The sequence below is a fragment of the Vibrio sp. RW genome (assembly GCF_027587105.1).
Taxonomy (GTDB): domain Bacteria; phylum Pseudomonadota; class Gammaproteobacteria; order Enterobacterales; family Vibrionaceae; genus Vibrio; species Vibrio toranzoniae.
Map to the genome: position 1 here is coordinate 79,816 of NZ_JAPPTM010000016.1, position 13,937 is coordinate 93,752.

13 protein-coding genes and 1 pseudogene are annotated in these 13,937 nt (G+C 42.4%); 3 read left to right on the top strand and 11 right to left on the bottom strand.

What is annotated here, in order from left to right; genetic code table 11:
* Positions 1-116: 116 nt before the first annotated feature.
* From uspE to ccoN, 10 genes are all read right to left on the bottom strand, one after another.
* Complete coding sequence (gene uspE / locus OCT63_RS14725) at positions 117-1,067, bottom strand: universal stress protein UspE (RefSeq protein WP_017057254.1); 951 nt, start codon at positions 1,065-1,067, stop codon at positions 117-119.
* A gap of 132 nt (positions 1,068-1,199) precedes the next feature.
* Positions 1,200-1,946 (bottom strand): FNR family transcription factor, encoded by a 747-nt coding sequence (locus OCT63_RS14730; RefSeq protein ID WP_017057253.1) that lies wholly within the window; start codon positions 1,944-1,946, stop codon positions 1,200-1,202.
* 86 nt (positions 1,947-2,032) lie between these two features.
* Positions 2,033-2,707, bottom strand: a complete 675-nt coding sequence (locus OCT63_RS14735; RefSeq protein WP_269983953.1) for a sulfite exporter TauE/SafE family protein — start codon at positions 2,705-2,707, stop codon at positions 2,033-2,035.
* Positions 2,697-2,969 (bottom strand): cbb3-type cytochrome oxidase assembly protein CcoS, encoded by a 273-nt coding sequence (gene ccoS, locus OCT63_RS14740; RefSeq protein ID WP_269983948.1) that lies wholly within the window; start codon positions 2,967-2,969, stop codon positions 2,697-2,699. The genes OCT63_RS14735 and ccoS overlap by 11 nt, the downstream gene beginning before the upstream one ends.
* Positions 2,969-5,341, bottom strand: a complete 2,373-nt coding sequence (locus tag OCT63_RS14745; protein WP_269983949.1) for a heavy metal translocating P-type ATPase — start codon at positions 5,339-5,341, stop codon at positions 2,969-2,971. Before OCT63_RS14745 ends, ccoS begins: the two co-directional genes overlap by 1 nt.
* 5 nt (positions 5,342-5,346) lie before the next feature.
* The gene (locus OCT63_RS14750; RefSeq protein ID WP_060467653.1) at positions 5,347-5,826 is read right to left on the bottom strand and encodes a FixH family protein; all 480 of its coding nucleotides are present in this window, start codon (positions 5,824-5,826) and stop codon (positions 5,347-5,349) included.
* Positions 5,827-5,911: 85 nt separating this feature from the next.
* On the bottom strand, positions 5,912-6,886 hold the full coding sequence (gene ccoP, locus OCT63_RS14755) for a cytochrome-c oxidase, cbb3-type subunit III (RefSeq protein WP_017057248.1): 975 nt from the start codon (positions 6,884-6,886) through the stop codon (positions 5,912-5,914).
* Complete coding sequence (locus OCT63_RS14760; RefSeq protein ID WP_004742291.1) at positions 6,886-7,062, bottom strand: CcoQ/FixQ family Cbb3-type cytochrome c oxidase assembly chaperone; 177 nt, start codon at positions 7,060-7,062, stop codon at positions 6,886-6,888. The genes ccoP and OCT63_RS14760 overlap by 1 nt, the downstream gene beginning before the upstream one ends.
* A 9-nt stretch (positions 7,063-7,071) precedes the next feature.
* Positions 7,072-7,692, bottom strand: coding sequence for a cytochrome-c oxidase, cbb3-type subunit II (gene ccoO, locus OCT63_RS14765; protein WP_017057247.1), 621 nt, complete (start codon positions 7,690-7,692; stop codon positions 7,072-7,074).
* Positions 7,693-7,703: 11 nt separating this feature from the next.
* Positions 7,704-9,131, bottom strand: a complete 1,428-nt coding sequence (ccoN, locus tag OCT63_RS14770; RefSeq protein ID WP_060467718.1) for a cytochrome-c oxidase, cbb3-type subunit I — start codon at positions 9,129-9,131, stop codon at positions 7,704-7,706.
* Between the two features lie 258 nt (positions 9,132-9,389).
* Between ccoN and OCT63_RS14775 the strand changes: the two genes are divergently transcribed.
* From OCT63_RS14775 to OCT63_RS14785, 3 genes are all read left to right on the top strand, one after another.
* Positions 9,390-9,758, top strand: a complete 369-nt coding sequence (locus OCT63_RS14775) for a hypothetical protein (protein ID WP_161749351.1) — start codon at positions 9,390-9,392, stop codon at positions 9,756-9,758.
* Positions 9,759-9,857: 99 nt separating this feature from the next.
* A complete protein-coding gene (locus tag OCT63_RS14780) occupies positions 9,858-11,042 on the top strand; it encodes an FIST signal transduction protein (protein ID WP_269983950.1) in 1,185 nt (394 codons plus the stop codon).
* Positions 11,042-12,766 (top strand): ATP-binding protein, encoded by a 1,725-nt coding sequence (locus tag OCT63_RS14785; protein WP_269983951.1) that lies wholly within the window; start codon positions 11,042-11,044, stop codon positions 12,764-12,766. Before OCT63_RS14780 ends, OCT63_RS14785 begins: the two co-directional genes overlap by 1 nt.
* A gap of 297 nt (positions 12,767-13,063) precedes the next feature.
* Here OCT63_RS14785 and OCT63_RS14790 read toward each other — a convergent pair.
* Positions 13,064-13,937, bottom strand: a pseudogene (locus OCT63_RS14790) (zonular occludens toxin domain-containing protein); the annotation flags it as partial.

Below are 13,937 nucleotides of genomic sequence, written 5' to 3' on the forward strand. Positions count from 1 at the left end.
GATTCTCGCTAAAACTACTTTGTAGATAACGATTAAACAAACAAAAACGCCTCAAGCACTGCTTGAGGCGTTTTTTTATGAGATGAACTTGTAGTGGGGGTCTATGCTTAAACGACTTAACCTTTCGAAAGGTTAGGATCTAATGGGCTAACGTAACCAGACGGTTTAAGAGCCAACACGTCACAGTTAATCTTATCGATCACGTGTTCTGCGGTATTACCAATAAACACGGCAGACAAGCCAGTACGACCCGTTGTACCTAGAATTACCATAGCAGCGTTATTTTCAGACGCGACGCGTGGAATCACATCTTCTGGTAAACCTTGCTCAACCACAGTTTGTTCTTCACACATACCGTGCTTCTGGCGCAATGCTTTCATTGCTGTTAAGTGATGGCCACGAACGGCGTCAGTGTAAGAGGTCGGATCGAACTCTGGTAATTCGATTGTAATATTCGCCGGTGTCACAGGGTAGGCATTTACCAAGAATGGTTCTGCATCCAAACGGCCCGTGATCTCTAGTAATCTGTCGACCATCGTATCGTTGAGCTCTAAGTGAGCTTCTGTCTCTGAGCCTACGTGAACCGAAGCAAAAATCTTCGCATCATCAGGCCAGAAGTCGTTTTTAACCAGCAGCACAGGGCTAGGGCATTTTCTAAGTAGGTGCCAGTCAGTTGGAGTGAAAATAACAGATTCTAAAGTATCGTGCTTGCGCGTACCTTTGATTAAGATATCGTGGTCACCACTGTATACTTCTGCAATGATCGCCTCGTATGGGCGGTTGTGCCACACGACTTTAACGTTGAATTCAATAGAATCATCAAGGTAAGGTTCTGCTACTTTATTCATCCAGATTTCACGCTGATGAATGACTCCTCTGCGCATTGCGTCCCTTTCGTCGACAGAGAGCATCGATGTCATCTCATACGAGAAGTCATAGATCGACAAAAAGAAAGTGATATGGCTTGTTGAGGTGCTTTTCTTCGCAAGTTGGATAGCACGAACTAGAGCAGGTTGCTCATCGTGATTAATGTCAGCGACAACTAAAATTTTGTTATAGATACTCATAACTAAGCCTACTTTTCAGAACGAACATATAAGTAATGTAGCGCAGTTATAGAGAGATGAAGAGAAATATAAGAAGTTTTAAGGGAGAAATATGATGTAGCTCATTATTAAGCTACATCATTGATATCTAGACTATTCTTTTGAAACACCAGCGAGTTCCATCAACGTATCATGATCTTCAATAGTGATGTATTTGCCTTTAACGCTCAAGATGTCAGCTTTTTGGAAACGACCCAAAAGACGACTGATCGTCTCTACAGTTAGACCTAGGTAGTTACCAATATCGCCGCGAGTCATCGTTAAACGGAACTCTCTAGGGCTGAAGCCGCGTTGAGAGAACCGAGTAGAAAGATTGTAAAGGAATGCTGCAAGACGCTCTTCCGCATTCTTTTTAGAAAGAAGCAGAATCATTTCTTGGTCACCTTTAATCTCATTACTCATCAGGCGCATAATTTGCTGACGCAATTTAGGCATTTTCCCCGATAGGTCATCAAGAATTTCGTATGGGATTTCACATACCATAGAAGTTTCTAGTGCTTGAGCAAAACTAGGGTGTAGATCACCGGTAATCGCATCGAAGCCAACAAGGTCACCAGCTAAGTGGAACGCAGTAATCTGCTCATCACCTTGCTCGGTAATCGTATAGCTCTTGATCGTTCCAGAGCGAATAGCATACAGAGATTTAAGCTCGTCACCGGCTTTAAATAACTCTTGCCCTTTTTGAATGGGCTTTTTTCTTTCAATGATCTGATCAAGTTGATCGAGTTCAGATTCATTCAAAGTAAATGGGATACAGAGCTGGCTAATACTACAATCCTGGCAATGGATTGCACAACCACCAGACTGAACACGTTTCGTCGCAGGCTTTTCAGAAATCATAACAATCTTTCACTATTTGACATACATCAATATTTTAGCATTCCTTAATCCTAAAGGGTAGTAAAAAAACCGGGTTTAAAGAACAGTTATACGGTATAAATAATAAGGTGTAGAGCCATATATCCAGTATAAAAGCCGTAAATTAGGATTAAAATTGCGCCTAACTGACGAAATAAGTCAACTTGTTGCAGTTTCTTGAAGAAATTAGCCCCCATACCAACGGTTAACATTGCTGGAAGGGTCCCTAAACCGAAGGCTAGCATGATGCCCGCTCCGTTATACCAGCTTCCAGATACCGCTGCCCACGTAAGCATTGAATAAACAAGGCCACATGGAAGCCAACCCCAGATGAAACCAAATGGTAAAGCATGGCTGGGGTGCTTCAATGGCAGAAATGATTTACCTATCGGTGATATATAACGCCATAATTTCTGTCCGATTCTTTCGAAAAACAACAAGCCAAACCACCATTTTCCAATATACAACCCTAAGATGATCATAAAGAGGGCTGCAAACAGACGAAGCCAACCAAGCAAAGCATTGAAATCGCTTAGTTGACCAATCGATGAAATTGCACCGCCAATCACGCCACCAATTACGGCATAGCTTAATAGGCGTCCAAGGTTATACAGGAGGGGAATAACAGGGAAAGGTTTAGTGTTGCCAATAGAAAGAAGCGAAGCGATGCCACCACACATTCCCATGCAATGACCTGAGCCTATCAATCCAACAACAAAAGCGCCGATCCAATCAGGTGTCATCATTCTTTTTTTCTAAACTAGTTTGACTTTCTACGCTAACGTGATTTTCTCTAACGGCAAGGGCGCTCACATCGGCTTTCCTGTCCGCAGCTGGTTTGTTGTCAGAGTTATTGTGAGCATGGCTGTCTTCATCGAATAGAATACTATGGCCTTGGCGTTCAAGATCTTCAAACTGCTCGCTCTTTACTGCCCATAGAAAGATTCCGACTGCGATGCACACAAGTACGATCGCTATTGGAATGAGGATGTATAAACTTTCCATTATTTACCTTGCTCTTTTAAAAGCCTTAACGAGTTAGACACAACAATAATAGAGCTAGCAGACATGCCAACAACGGCAATGTATGGAGCAACCAAACCTGCGACAGCCAATGGAAGAATAAGTAAGTTATATCCTAGTGACCAAGCTAGGTTTTCACGGATTATCCTACGCGTTTTTAGCGCCAAAGTACGGGACTTAAGTAATCTATCGAGCTTATCACCCAACAAGACCATATCTGCAGAAGCTTTGGCCACGTCTGTACCGCCGCCCATAGCGACAGAAAGGTGAGCACCCGCAAGAATAGGGGCATCGTTAATTCCGTCGCCAACCATCATTGTGATGTCACTTGCGTCTCTAGAGTTGAGGTAAGCAAGCTTATCTTCAGGTTTTGCATTCGCGACGATATCGGTAATACCAATCTCTTCAGCAACAGGCTTCGCGTTAATCAACGAATCACCAGTCAGCAAGGTGGTTTTAATACCCGCTTCTTTGAATTGCTTAATGAACTCAATACTTTCTTTACGAATCGGGTCTTCATAAATAAATGTCGCGATATGGCGGCCAGCTAACGACAGGTAGATGCCATTACTTTCGGAAGGTTGAGATTCACCAAGAATGAACTCACTACTACCGATCGCTACTTCTTGACCATTCCACTCGCCAGTAATACCCGAGCCAATCACGTTATTAACAGATACTACTTCGATACCCTCTGAAACATAGGTCTTAAACGCTTTAGCGATAGGGTGGTTAGCGTGTTGCTCCAAGCTCGCCGCTACTTTGAGACAAGTGTCTTTATCAAGTTCAGCGAAGGTTTCCACTTGGCTGATACGAATATCACCCTCAGTCAATGTGCCTGTTTTATCGATGATTAAGTGGTTCACTTTACACAAGGTTTCAAACACATGGCCTTTACGCAGCAAGATACCAAAGTTACCCATACGAGACGTTGAGCAGGTAATCGCTGTCGGTGTAGCAAGCGATAGAGCACACGGACAAGTCGCGACGAGTACTGAAAGCATGATCCAAAACGCGTCTTCAGGGCGTGTTTGGTGCCAGTAAAACCAGGTGCCGAATGAAATAATCAGAATCACAGCGACAAAGTATCGAGCCACAACATCAGCGATTTCTGCGATGCGAGGTTTAGACAGTTGTGCTTCATCTTGCAGGCGAACGATATTGGAGATCACCGAATCCGCTTTAGACGTCATTACCTCTAATTCAAACGATTCGTCACCATTCAATGTGCCAGCAAAGACGGTATCGCCTTCATTCTTAACCACATGAATAGATTCGCCAGTCAGCATGGATTCATCAATGTGAATTCTGCCAGACAGTACTTTGCCATCCGCAGGAATATGCTCGCCAGGAAGAACGCGAATCTGATCGCCAACCTTCAAGGTTTTTACCGGAACTTGATCGCCATCTAACGTTGTCGCCATCGCAGGAACTAACTTAAGCAGGTTACCGCTAGCTGCTGCCGCTTTACGACGAGCGCGCATTTCAAGGAAACGACCAAGTAGAAGGAAGAAGGTGAACATTGAGATTGATTCAAAGAACACTTCGCCTTGCTCTGTAACTGTTGCCACTACACTCGCAACATAAGCAAATAGCAGAGCAATCGACACAGGAACATCCATGCCTAGTGTTCGGCCTTTAATGCTTCGCCATGCATTAATATAGAAAGGTAGCGCTGAGTAGAGCAGGACAGGGGTTGCGAAGATCAAACTAACCCAGCGGAAGTAACTCTTGAATTCAGGCTCTAGGCTACCAAACACTTCAAGATAAAGTGCCACTGCCAACATCATGACTTGCATGGTCGCCAAACCAGCAACACCAAGACGATAGAGGTAGTTTTTCATCGAGCGATGATAGGCGGCTTCTTGTTGATCGGCTTCAAAAGGTGCAGCTTTGTAACCTAGTGTATGGATTGCCGATAACAACTCGCTAAGTTTCACTTGCGTATTATCCCAACTAAGCAGGGCACGATTAGTGGTGGTATTAACACGAATGCTAGCGACCCCGGCCTTTGAAGAAACTTGCTTTTCAATAAGCCATGCACAGGCTGCACAAGAGACGCCTTCAAGTGACAATGTCACTTCAGAGGTATTTTCAGAGCAACGAACGAATTCTAACTGAACATCTTCGTTGTCGTAATGACTGAGTGCCAGCAGTTGCTCTGGCACTAGATCCGCTTTTTCAGCAGAAGCGGTACGATATTGGTAGTAAGAAACCAAACCGCTATCAACGATTGTTTGGGCTACGGTTTCGCAGCCCGGACAACACATCTTTCGAGTCGCTCCTAAGATCTCTACTTTAAAATCCGTTTCCGCTGGTACATCTTCACCGCAGTGATAACAGGATTCACACATAAGCTTTAGTTCGTTAGTTGAGTAGAAGTTTCAATAGGGAAGTTCATGCGGCCTTGCACTAACCATTCAGAGTTATGCGGAGAAAGCTCGATAAACCATGGACCTTGCATTTCGTGGTCTAGAGTCAACGTGTAATTGCCGCTCGCATCAGCGGTAAGCAGCTGAGTGAAATCACGGTCAGGCAGTGTTCTGTGAACGAACATTGCGTTAATAGCAGGGAAGTGATCTAGTTTGCCTTTATCTAGAGTAATGATAACAGAGTTACCTTTCTCATTAATTGAAGCCGAGAGGCCAAGTTCTTTAGCGATGTTTACTTTCGAAATATCGACATTAATGCCTTTTCCTTTTTTATAGTAATCCTCAGTCACCAAATCTACAGAGTTCTCTGTAAACACAATAACCGTCATGATGGTCCAAATAACTACTGTCGCCGGCAACGCGATTAAGAACCACGGCCAAAACTGTTTATACCAAGGCTTTACCATAAAAAATATCTCAAAAAAGAATAAAAAGAAGGGGTTATAAAATAAAGGAAAGACAGCCTCTTAGAAAGAGGCTGTTATTGAAATGTTACTTATTATCTGAGTTGCTTAAACTCCACACGTATGATGCAACAAGCTGAACTTTGTCTTCGCCTAGAATATCTTTCCAAGCAGGCATTACGCCAGAACGTCCGTTCATTACTGTTTCAGTGACATCAGCGCGAGAATCGCCGAACAACCAATCGCGGTCTGTTAGGTCAGGCGCACCTACAGCAGGGTTACCCTTACCATCAGTACCATGACACGCAGCACACACGACGAAACGTGCTTTACCAGCTTCTGCTTCACGTGCGTTCACACTACGTCCAGAAAGGCTAAGCGTGTAGCTCACCACTTCTTTAACGCCTTGCTCACCAAGTGCATCTTTCCAGCCTGGCATTTGACCAACACGACCGTGCATGATCGTCGTCACAATAGCTTGTGGCTCACCGCCATATAGCCACGCGTCGTCAGTTAGGTTAGGGAAACCTTTCTGACCACGAGCATCAGAGCCGTGACACTGAGAACAGTTTTGCAGGAACAAACGCTGACCCACTTTGATTGCGTCAGTATCTGATGCAATGTCAGGGACAGAACGTAGGCCGTTTTCGTCGTGAGCTAGCTTTTTAAACGCTTCACCAAAGTAGGTATTTGCATCATCAAGCTCTTTAGCGTATTCGTCTAACTGTTTGTTAGCTTGAGCTGCAGCGATTGCAGAGCGAGACTCTTCTACGCTACGAACTGTTTGGTTTGAACTCGTCCAACCTAGTAGACCTTTAAAGTTACCAAGGCCAGGGTATAGAGCAAGATAAACAGCTGCAAACACAATTGTACTAACGAAAAGGTACGTCCACCATTTAGGTAGTGGGTTATTGAGCTCACGAATACCGTCGTATTCATGGCCCATATCGTGACCCTCTTCTACGCCTGTTTTATCTTTAAAACACCAACGAAGTAAGACCGCACAACCAATTAGGGTACCAATCGTAATCGCACTAACCCAGATACTCCAGAATGTACTCATTACTTTGTCACTCCTTCATTTTTAGAACTTGTTGCTGGCTCGTCATCAGCAAACACTAGGTTCGCGTCTTCGTCGAAACGTGATTTACGGTTCTTGCCGTATGCCCACCAAACGATACCGATGAAGCAAGCAAAAACAGTCACAGTCCAAACACTTTGAAATGTAATAATGTCCATAATTATTCCTTATTTCATTGCGTGGCCAAGCGATTGAAGGTAAGCGATGATTGCATCCATCTCTGTTTTTCCTTCAACATCTTGTTTAGCGTTAGCAATTTGTTCGTCTGTGTAAGGAACACCAAATTGATTACGGAAGAGTTCAAGCTTCTGTTGAGTCAATTTGCCATCAAGTACATTCTCAGCAAGCCAAGGGAAACCTGGCATGTTTGATTCAGGAACAAGTTCACGAGGATCTAGAAGGTGAACACGGTGCCACTCATCAGAGTAACGGTCACCAACACGCGCTAGATCAGGACCAGTACGCTTAGAACCCCATAGGAATGGATGTTCCCAAACGCTTTCGCCAGCTACTGAGTAGTGGCCGTAACGTTCAGTTTCAGAGCGGAAAGGGCGAATCATTTGGCTGTGACATACGTTACAACCTTCGCGGATATAGATATCACGACCTTCCATTTCCAGAGCAGAGTAAACTCGTAGGTTTTCTACAGGTTCTGTTGTCTGTTTTTGGAAAATAAGAGGAGTGATCTCTACTAAAGCACCAAAGCTGATAGCAATAACGATCAAGATCGCTAGTAAGCCAACATTTTTCTCGACCAACTCATGGCGATTATTTGAATTTGAGCTCATTCTAAATCTCCTTAAGCCGGTTGAGGGATAGCTTTAAGGCTATCTTTAGGTGCTGAAACAGTTTTGTACGTGTTGTATGCCAGTAAGAACATACCAGATAGGAAGATGAAGCCACCTAAGAAACGTACAAAGTAGAACGGATAAGACGCTTCTACTGACTCTACAAAGCTATAAGTCAACGTACCGTCAGAGTTAACTGCACGCCACATCAAACCTTGCATCACACCAGAAATCCACATCGCAACAATGTAGAAAACCGTACCAATCGTTGCTAACCAGAAGTGAACATTGATTAGAGATACAGAGTACATACGCTCTTGACCAAATAGTTTAGGAACTAAGTGGTAAACCGAACCGATAGAAACCATTGCAACCCAACCTAACGCACCAGAGTGAACGTGACCGATAGTCCAGTCCGTGTAGTGAGATAGTGCGTTAACCGTTTTGATTGCCATCATAGGGCCTTCGAAAGTCGACATACCGTAGAATGATAGAGAAACGATTAGGAAACGTAGGATTGGGTCATAGCGAAGCTTATGCCAAGCACCTGATAGAGTCATAATACCGTTGATCATGCCACCCCAAGAAGGAGCAAACAGAACCAAAGACATAACCATACCTAGAGACTGAGTCCAGTCGGGAAGTGCAGTGTAGTGCAGGTGGTGAGGACCAGCCCAGATATACAGAGACACAAGAGCCCAGAAGTGAACAATCGACAGACGGTAAGAATAAACAGGGCGACCAGCTTGTTTAGGAACGAAGTAGTACATCATACCTAGGAAACCAGCTGTCAATAGGAAGCCTACCGCATTGTGTCCGTACCACCATTGTACCATTGCATCGATTGCGCCTGCATAAATCGAGTACGATTTAAACGCAGATACAGGAACAGAAAGGCTGTTAACGATGTGCAACACGGCAACCGTGATGATGAAAGCTCCGAAGAACCAGTTTGCTACGTAAATATGCGAGGTCCTACGCTTAATCATAGTTCCAAAGAACACGACCGCATAAGCTACCCACACAAGAGTAATAGCAATATCGATTGGCCATTCAAGTTCTGCGTATTCTTTACCAGAGGTCATACCTAACGGTAAAGTAATTGCAGCGGACAGGATAATCGCTTGCCAACCCCAAAAGGTAAAGGCTACGAGAGGGCCACCAAAGAGACGCGTCTGACAGGTACGTTGTACAACATAATATGATGTTGCAAACAGCGCACTTGTACCGAACGCAAAAATAACCGCATTAGTATGCAGGGGACGTAAACGACTGTACGTCAGCCACGGCGTATCAAAGTTTAGCTGTGGCCAAACTAATTGAGCGGCAATCAAAACACCAACGCCCATACCGACAATACCCCACAAAATTGTAACGAGGGTAAATTGACGGACGACCGTATAGTTGTAGTTTTGTTCAAGCTGCTTTTCTTGGCTCATTTGCATGCTTCCAATTTCTTATTTACTACACTTTACTTCCAACACGACTCACGTCGTAATGCCACCCAAATTAGAAAAGGAAATTCAGCCTATTCATGACTTTATTTCCACTTGCTGATTTTAAAAAAAAGTGGCATTTTCAACGCGACACTATACTTGAATTAACAAATCAATGACAGAGTAGTAACCTTACGCATGGTCCGGAATTGGATTTTTCTTTAAAAACTTTGAACTTTGTAACAAGGAGTAAAGATTATAATGGCAGCACAGAAGCTAACAAAAGGCAGGCTTGTTCAAATTATCATCATGTTGGTTATTTTAATAGCTGTATTTACTTGGAGAACAGTAACATACGTTAACGACGAAACAATAGACTGTATAGTTTCCAAACCTTGTCAATTTGGTATTGAACAACATAATGTTTTAATTTCAGGTTATAGCAAGGGGTATTCAATCAAAACATCCGAAACTGGTAAATTCATCATTAATTATGATGGCAGCGGAACCTTAGAACCAAACGGGGTCTCTCATTGGCTATTACAAACCAACGATGAAACTGCCTCAATAAAGGTTACATTCCCACAACAGGTCAGTACGTATTCTGTAAATCTATCTAAAGCAAACTGAATCACGCATCGATACTTTTGTAGAAACATATACTAAATCAGTGAAACACAGTGCATTAAAGTGTTATAAAGAGAACATTAATTAATCCTTCAGCAATCTATGAAATTTCTATCAAAAGTCTCTTATTCCTTAGATTATAAAGTAGCGGTCGATGAGTTGCTCTCCGGAGTATTAAAAAGCGATGATATCGCCTGTCTTATTTGCTACTGCACAGAAGAGTACTCAACGTTAGCTGTGCAGCAACATTTGGTCAACGCTCTTCCTCATACTCCCATCCATGGATGCACTACTTGTCACGGCATAATGACCGAAACAGGGTTCCACTCTGGCCCTGTGATTGGTGCGCTTATCATTTATGATACAGGGATCAACGCCTACGGAACGGGTATCGAGCACTTCGGTGATTCTATAGAAAAAAACACCTTCCGAGCGATCGACAAAGCACTTAAAAACGCCAATCGAGAAGGCGAAATACCCGATTTAATCTTGCTTCATTCTACGCCTGGCAATGAAGAAAAAATCATGGCAGCCATAGACAAAAAGTTTGGAACCGCCGTACCAATTATTGGAGGCAGTGCTGCAGATAATCAGGTTTCCGGCAATTGGAGCATATTCACCGAAGAGTCTCTCTCTGTTAACGGTTTGTCTCTAATGGCGGTGTTCGCTTCTCAATCGATATATTCATCCTTAAGCGCCGGTCACACACCCACACAGTACTCTGGTACCGTGACTAAAGTCAGAAACAGAGTATTGTTGGAGATCGATCATAGGCCTGCTGTCACTGTTTATAATGAATGGACCAATTTCCACTTAGGTGACAGTGATGACGGCTATATATTCGAAAAGTCTTCTGTCTATCCATTGGGTAGGAAAGTAGGTTCTTCATACGACTACCCATATTTCAAGTTGTCGCATTCAATCCGAGAAACCGAAAACAACGGGATCGAGTTATTTACCGACATAAATGAAGGCGATACCATCTATTTGATGCAAGGCTGCAAACAACAATTAATAGGCCGCGCAGCCAACATTATTCATTCATCTTATTATAATGATATGGACTTTGAGGAAAAACTGGGGGCTATCAATATATTCTGTGCAGGTCCGATGTTAAACCTAAAACAAGATATGGATGAGGTATGCAACCAAATAAATCAAGCACTTGATGGACTACCTTACATTTGCTCTTTCACATTTGGTGAACAAGGTAGACTCTCTGGCGGCGAAAATGCACATGGAAATTTAATGGTGTCGTCAGCAACTTTCTATAGGCTAAAAAAATAATGAGTTCTGAAGGTCAAGAAGAGCTGCAAGAAGCCCGTATTGAACTGCAAAAACTAAAATCACGTGAACGAAAATTAGCTGAAGAAAATAGGGTGATCCTATCAACCATTTCGGCTATCAGTAAAGCGAGCAACATTGCAGAAATATTCTCTAGTATTGAATTTGTACTCAAAAAATACATAAAATTCGATGATTTTATCGTGATCTCAAGGGTCGGGAATGAAGGGAAATTCAAAACTTTGTTAACCAATAATAGAGTATTTGGAAAGATAAAATGGAGTGATAGCGGCAAACTATCGCGAGTCATCAATGGAGAATGCGTTATCCTTTTTGAACCCAAATCGTTGGGTGAATTTAACTCTTTGCATCCTATCATACTCGACCAAATTAACTCTGTTTTGATCACCGGCATCGATAGTGGATTAACTCAATCCGTTATTATCTTTATTCATTCCAACACTAAGTATTTTGATATTGAAACCAAAGCTACCCTAAGCCGTTTTCGTCCTCTAATTGAACGAGCGGTGTTTGATATAGAAAATAAAGAGAAACTCGAAGCCACCGTTCGAAAGCGAACAGCGGAGCTTGTCACAGCAAGAAAAGAAGCAGAAAGAGCCAACAAGGCAAAGTCTGAATTCTTAGCAATGATGAGTCATGAGTTAAGAACGCCATTAAACGCAGTCATAGGCTTAATCGACACACTAAAGTCAACACAGTTAGATGAAGAACAACAGTCTATACTGCTTAATATGAGTACATCATCTGAGCTTTTGTTAGCAATTATCAGTGACGTGTTGGATTTTTCTAAAATCGAGTCTGGAAGTTTCTCTTTGGCTCCTCAATGGAGCGACATAAGAGACGCTGTAACTTTTGTGTTATCTGAACAAAAGAAGACAGCAGACAATAAGGGGTTGGAGTTAACCTCCACGAGTTATATACCTGAAGGGAAACTTCATTATACCGATCCAACTCGCTTAACACAGATTCTATTTAATCTGATTGGTAACGCGATAAAGTTCACCGAATATGGACATGTTCATGTATCGATTGATTACCAACAGAGCTCTTTTGATATAACGGTAGAAGATACCGGGATTGGCATTAGCTCACAGCAAATTTCGTCATTGTTCAGCCCGTTCGTACAAGCCGATAGCACAATCACACGTAGGTTTGGTGGTACAGGTTTGGGCTTAGCTATCACTAAACGACTTGTTGAATTGATGGGTGGTCGCATTAGCGTAGAGAGTAAGCTAGGCAAAGGTTCTAAGTTCAAAGTGCATTTACCCGTGCTCACTAGAGCAATGAACAAACAGGATTGCACTAAAGCAAATAAACGCTCTCGAAAGCTAAGAAGTCGCTATGCAGTTTTAGTTGTTGAAGATAACCCAACGAATCAAATGGTGATCAAGTTAATCCTAACGCGACAAGGGCACGAAGTTTTTATTGCAAGTAACGGTGAAGAAGCACTTAACTTTATCGAGAAAGACAACGATCGGATAGACATTATTTTAATGGACGTGTCGATGCCAGTAATGGATGGCTTAACCACAACGAAATACATTAGAGATGCCAATATCGAAACACCAATCGTTGCGTTGACAGCGCACACATCAATAGAAGACAGATATTCGTGCCTAAATGTAGGCATGAATGATTTCGTAACGAAGCCTGTACGAACCAAAGAGATAACAGAAGCAATTAATAGATTAATGCTTAACACCTAATAAACATATTTCTTAAATGAAGATTAAGAAATATGTTTATTAGGTATTTTATGGTAAATAGCTATTTTGGTTAAATACACAGTATAAAACTAAATAATAACAACAAAATACGAAGGCAGGGCATCATCCAAAGAGTCCAACCTTATAAAACCCAAATAATATTTAACATAACGTACATAATACGCACTGAGAGCTTTTAGAAAGCCACACAATACAAACTTCGTTTGTTGCTCCTTTATGCTCTACAAGCAAGCTTATAGCAGCAGAAAGCGAGCTTAACTAAACATCAATAACCAATCACATACTAAAAATATCTACAGAATTTTGAACATTCTCAACCCTACCACTCATCAATTCACTACTGTCAGAAGCAATAGCGACTCCACTTGATGTAGGTGGACACGTTAGAACCCTCGACACTGATTTAGAGCGCACTTGAATCAAGCAATCATCAATCAATTCAAAACGGTAACCATAGCGATTCAAAACAGCCGAGCGTATATAAAAAGTGTCTACACCTTTATCTATCCTAAACACAAAATCCGAATGCTCACCAAAGCCCTTTGGATAAACCTTTCTATTTACAGACGTAAGATAAACCGCTGTAGAGCCGTTGAATACTGGAAAAGCATCAAAGAAAGGATTCACAGCATCAAAAAGACTTTCAATAGAAGCTTGAGAAGTAGCATTGCTAGAACCCACCCGAACAGAACTTTCCCCATCTTCGATAGGAACATTTTTAGGTACTGGAACGTTAGTCGAATTGGATAGAGTAGCCGAGTCGGGAACGGCAGCTGGCGAATCAACCGTTTGAACTTCACCCACATCAGAATCAGATAGTACATAAGATAAATCCCATAGAAATTTGCCAATGGCCACGACACCGATAAGTATCGCAAGAATGAATTTTGGAGACTTCAAAACCGAGATATCAGACTTAGTAGCGTTAAAGCCTCCCGTTCCTGTCGACTGATAAAGCGCGAATACATCAACAGGAATTTTCTTAGTCGAACTACTAGCCATATCGGCCTTAGTGGAGGGAGCTGTCTTAGTAGATTTTGGAGGATGGTTAAAAATCCTAGGCTTACGACTTCGAAAAAAAGTATCTGTTGAGCGGTGAGAATAAGCTTCACCGGCACACCCTTTTAACCAGGTGGGGATTGCAGTGTAA

Coding starts and splice junctions, on each gene's coding strand:
- uspE (WP_017057254.1), bottom strand. CDS start 1,067: ATGAGTATCTATAACAAAATTTTAGTTGTCGCTGACATTAATCACGAT.
- OCT63_RS14730 (WP_017057253.1), bottom strand. CDS start 1,946: ATGATTTCTGAAAAGCCTGCGACGAAACGTGTTCAGTCTGGTGGTTGT.
- OCT63_RS14735 (WP_269983953.1), bottom strand. CDS start 2,707: ATGACACCTGATTGGATCGGCGCTTTTGTTGTTGGATTGATAGGCTCA.
- ccoS (WP_269983948.1), bottom strand. CDS start 2,969: ATGGAAAGTTTATACATCCTCATTCCAATAGCGATCGTACTTGTGTGC.
- OCT63_RS14745 (WP_269983949.1), bottom strand. CDS start 5,341: ATGTGTGAATCCTGTTATCACTGCGGTGAAGATGTACCAGCGGAAACG.
- OCT63_RS14750 (WP_060467653.1), bottom strand. CDS start 5,826: ATGGTAAAGCCTTGGTATAAACAGTTTTGGCCGTGGTTCTTAATCGCG.
- ccoP (WP_017057248.1), bottom strand. CDS start 6,886: ATGAGTACATTCTGGAGTATCTGGGTTAGTGCGATTACGATTGGTACC.
- OCT63_RS14760 (WP_004742291.1), bottom strand. CDS start 7,062: ATGGACATTATTACATTTCAAAGTGTTTGGACTGTGACTGTTTTTGCT.
- ccoO (WP_017057247.1), bottom strand. CDS start 7,692: ATGAGCTCAAATTCAAATAATCGCCATGAGTTGGTCGAGAAAAATGTT.
- ccoN (WP_060467718.1), bottom strand. CDS start 9,131: ATGAGCCAAGAAAAGCAGCTTGAACAAAACTACAACTATACGGTCGTC.
- OCT63_RS14775 (WP_161749351.1), top strand. CDS start 9,390: ATGGCAGCACAGAAGCTAACAAAAGGCAGGCTTGTTCAAATTATCATC.
- OCT63_RS14780 (WP_269983950.1), top strand. CDS start 9,858: ATGAAATTTCTATCAAAAGTCTCTTATTCCTTAGATTATAAAGTAGCG.
- OCT63_RS14785 (WP_269983951.1), top strand. CDS start 11,042: ATGAGTTCTGAAGGTCAAGAAGAGCTGCAAGAAGCCCGTATTGAACTG.